The organism is Nonomuraea composti (genome assembly GCF_012034275.1).
Taxonomy (GTDB): Bacteria; Actinomycetota; Actinomycetes; order Streptosporangiales; family Streptosporangiaceae; genus Nonomuraea; species Nonomuraea composti.
In genome coordinates, this window is sequence record NZ_JAATEP010000129.1 from 1 (window position 1) to 3,327 (window position 3,327).

Annotated in this window: 3 protein-coding genes and 2 pseudogenes; 4 read left to right on the top strand and 1 reads right to left on the bottom strand. The window is 73.7% G+C overall.

What is annotated here, in order from left to right; translation table 11 throughout:
- From HCN51_RS57560 to HCN51_RS57575, 4 genes and pseudogenes are all read left to right on the top strand, one after another.
- Positions 1-232: pseudogene (locus HCN51_RS57560) on the top strand (ATP-binding protein); the annotation flags it as partial.
- A gap of 87 nt (positions 233-319) precedes the next feature.
- Positions 320-1,699 carry an aldehyde dehydrogenase family protein gene (locus HCN51_RS57565; protein WP_168022207.1) on the top strand — a complete coding sequence of 460 codons (1,380 nt, stop codon included), beginning with the start codon at positions 320-322 and terminating at the stop codon, positions 1,697-1,699.
- Between the two features lie 5 nt (positions 1,700-1,704).
- On the top strand, positions 1,705-2,142 hold the full coding sequence (locus tag HCN51_RS57570) for a DUF3598 domain-containing protein (protein WP_168022208.1): 438 nt from the start codon (positions 1,705-1,707) through the stop codon (positions 2,140-2,142).
- The gene (locus HCN51_RS57575; protein ID WP_168022209.1) at positions 2,139-3,119 is read left to right on the top strand and encodes a nitrilase-related carbon-nitrogen hydrolase; all 981 of its coding nucleotides are present in this window, start codon (positions 2,139-2,141) and stop codon (positions 3,117-3,119) included. Before HCN51_RS57570 ends, HCN51_RS57575 begins: the two co-directional genes overlap by 4 nt.
- On the opposite strand, the pseudogene HCN51_RS57580 reads toward HCN51_RS57575, so the two are convergent.
- Positions 3,116-3,327, bottom strand: a pseudogene (locus tag HCN51_RS57580) (ABC transporter permease); the annotation flags it as partial. The gene HCN51_RS57575 and the pseudogene HCN51_RS57580 overlap by 4 nt on opposite strands.

Genomic DNA, 3,327 nt, shown 5'->3' on the forward strand with positions numbered 1-3,327 from the left:
GGCGATCGACTACTTCGAAGAGGCGCAGCTGCCGTTCGTGGTGGGCATCAACGGCTGGGACGGACAGTATCCGCACAGCGACTCCGAGGTGCGCGACGCCCTGACGCTGGCGCCGCACATCCCGATGGTGCGGCTCGACGCCCGCAAGAAGGACTCGGTCAAGAACGCGCTGATCCAGCTCGTCGAGCACGCGCTGACGGTCCGGATGGCCGTGCCCGGCTGGGGCGGCTGATCCGCGGCGAGCCCCCGGGGTGCGTTGACGCGGGGCCGATCACATGATCACAATGGCTCCCGCCGAGCATCGCAGGAGCCCGCACGCATGAACGTGAGGAACCCGATCACCGGTCAGCCCGACAGAGCCCTCGCCCCGATCCCGCCCGACCGGCTGGCCGCCGCCGCGGCCGGGCTGCGCGCGCGGGCCGCCACCTGGAGCAACGCCGATCGGGGTGCGGTTTTGTCCCGGTTCGGCGCCGCGCTGGCCGACGACGACGATCTCCTCGCCGCCCTGGTGGCCGACACCGGCAGGGTGGGGGAGTCGCTGCTGGAGCGCCGGCTCGTGGCCGCGCTGATCGAGCGGTGGGTACGCCAGGCGCCCGCGCTGCTCGCCCCGCCCGCCGAGTTCCCGGCGTCCGTGCCCGGGGTGGTCGTGGCGGGGGACGCGGTGCCGTACGAGCTGGTCGGGGTGATCACCCCGTGGAACCTGCCGCTCCTGCTCGGCCTCATCGACGCGGTGCCCGCGCTGGCCGCGGGCTGCACGGTGCTGGTCAAGCCGAGCGAGGTGACGCCCCGCTTCATCGAGCCGCTGATGCGGCTGGTCCCTGACGAGCTGCCGCTGCGGGTCGTCGAGGGCGACGGGGCGACTGGCGCGGCGCTCGTGGACCTGGTGGACGCGGTCGTGTTCACCGGCAGCGTCGCGACGGGGCGGCGGGTGGCGACGGCGGCGGCGCGCGCGTTCGTGCCGGCGTTCCTGGAGCTGGGCGGCAAGGACCCGGCGATCGTGCTGGCGGGGGCCGACCTCGACCGTGCCGCGTCGGCCCTCCTGTGGGGCGGCACCGCGAACGCCGGGCAGTCCTGCCAGTCCATCGAGCGCGTCTACGTGGCCCGCGAGGCGCACGGCGACTTCCTCGACCGGCTCGTGGCCAAGGCCGCCCAGGTGGGCCTGACGTGCGAGGGCGGCCCGATCGGCCCCCTCATCAAGCCCGGCCAGGAGGACGTGATCGCCGCCCACCTGGCCGACGCCGTGGCCAAGGGCGCGACCGTGCACACCGGCGGCGCCATCGAGCGGCACGGCGGCGGCCACTGGTGCCGGCCGACCGTGCTGTCCGGCGTCGATCACGGCATGCTCGTCATGACGGAGGAGACGTTCGGCCCGGTGCTGCCGGTCATGGCGGTGTCCGGCCCTGACGAGGCGGTGACGCTGGCCAACGACTCCGTGTACGGCCTGTCGGCGGCGGTCTTCGCCGCCGATGAAGAGCAGGCCCGCGCCGTCGCGGCCCGCCTCCAGGCCGGCGCGGTGAGCGTCAACGACGCCGGGCTGACCGCGCTCGTGCACGAGGGCGAGAAGAACGCCTTCCGCCTTTCGGGCCTCGGCGGCTCCCGCATGGGCGCCGCCTCCCTGGGCAGGTTCCTGCGCCGCAGGGCCTTCCTCATCAACCGATCCGGCGCCGCCGACCCCTGGTGGCACAGCACGAAGGAGTAGCCGACGTGGGACTGCGCGCGGAGATGCCGCTGCTGGCCAGGCACGAGGGCGAATGGGAGGGCGAGTACCGCCATGTCGGCCCCGGCGGGGAGCCGATCGACCGGCACCGCGTACGGATGACCTGCGAGATCCGCGGCGACGCCGTCTACCACCAGTCCAACCGCTACACCTGGGACGACGGGCGCTCGGAGGTGCACGAGTTCCCCGGCACCTACCTCGGGGGCGGCCGGTGCGCGTTCGACACCGAGCGGCTCAAGGGCGAGTTCTGGGAGCTGGACGACAGCACGATCTACCTGACCTGGCAGTACAAGGGGCAGGACCTGCGCCTGTTCGAGCTGATCGTGCTCAGCGAGGACGGCAACTCGCGCAGCCGCGTGTGGCAGTGGCTGCGCGACGGCGTGTGCGTGCGCCGGACCCTCATCGACGAGCGGCGGATCGGGTGACCGCGTACACCGCGCTGGCCCTGCAGCTGGAGACCCGGGTGGGGGCGGGGGTCGGGGCCGCGATCGATCGGATCCGGGAGCGGGTGGGCGGCTCGAAGGCGTGGCTCGGGCCTGAGCTGCGGCTGGTGGTGCTGCCCGAGTACGTGCTGACCGGGTTTCCGCTAAGGGAGGGCGTCGAGGAGTGGCGGGACCGGGCGGCGATCGACCCCGGCGGCCCCGAGTACCGCGCGCTCGGCGCCGTCGCCGCCGACCACGACGTGTTCCTGTGCGTCAACGCCTACGAGCGCGACGAGCACTTCCCCGACCTGTTCTTCCAGGCCACGGTGATCCTCGCCCCGTCGGGTGAGGCCGTGCTGCGTTACCGCAGGCTGCACTCGCTGTTCTCGCCCACGCCCTACGACGTGTGGGAGCGCTACCTGGAGATCTACGGCATCGACGGCGTGCTCCCCGTGGCCCGCACCGAGATCGGCAACCTCGCCGCGGTCGCCTCGGAAGAGATCCTCGTGCCGGAACTGGCCCGCGCGCTGGCGTTGCGCGGCGCCGAGGTGCTGTGCAACCCGACGTCGGAGGCGTCGTCCCCGGCGCTCACCCCCAAGGCCGTCGCCCGCCGCGCCCGCGCCGTGGAGAACCTGGCGTTCGTGGTGTCGGCCAACAGCGGCGGACTGACCGGCCTGCCCATCCCCGGCGACTCCACCAACGGCGGCTCCGAGGTGATCGACCACGAGGGGCGGGCGCTCGCGCAGGCCGGGCCGGGCGAGACGCTGGTCGCCGCGGCGGAGCTGGACCTCGCCGCGCTGCGCCGCGCCCGGCTGCGGCCCGGCCTGGCCAACCTGCTCAGCCGGGTCAAGACCGGCCTGTGGGCGGAGGAGTACGCCCGCCACGACGTCGAACGCCCCGCGAAAGGGGCGCCCGATCGCGCGGAGCTCCGGGCGAGGCAGGTGGCCGCCATCGCCCGGTTGTCCGGCTCCGCCGGCTAGGCGTCCCCGGTGCGGGCGCTCGTGTGCCAGCCCAGCACCGCCCGCTCGACGCCCAGGAACGCCGCGTTCAGCCCGATGCCCAGCAGCCCCAGCAGCACGATTCCCGCCCACATGGCCGGGATGTCGAACTGGCTCTGCGCCTCCAGCATGCGGTGCCCGATGCCCTCGCTGCTGCCCACCAGCTCCGAGATGACCATCATGATCAGCG